Genomic DNA, 256 nt, shown 5'->3' on the forward strand with positions numbered 1-256 from the left:
GGATGCCGTTTACGGCGAACCGGCAGTTCAAGAAGGAGCCGCGCATGTTCGTCGGCGCCAAGGACATGTATTACACCACCCATGACGGCCGTCAGGTGCTCGATGGCACGGCCGGTCTCTGGTGCGTCAATGCCGGTCACTGCCGCCCGAAGATCACCGAGGCGATCCGCGAGCAGGCGGGCGAACTCGATTACGCCCCGGCCTTCCAGCTCGGCCACCCCAAGGCCTTCGAACTGGCGAACCGCCTGGTCGATAT

At 64.5% G+C, this 256-nt stretch carries 1 protein-coding gene; it reads left to right on the forward strand.

From position 1 onward, the window contains the following. Positions 1 to 2 precede the first annotated feature (2 nt). Positions 3 to 256, forward strand: a 254-nt coding sequence (locus tag SB764_RS42335; protein WP_410867084.1) for an aminotransferase class III-fold pyridoxal phosphate-dependent enzyme, incomplete at its 3' end; no start/stop codon positions are given.

The organism is Paraburkholderia sp. SIMBA_027 (assembly GCF_046535315.1).
Taxonomy (GTDB): domain Bacteria; phylum Pseudomonadota; class Gammaproteobacteria; order Burkholderiales; family Burkholderiaceae; genus Paraburkholderia; species Paraburkholderia tropica.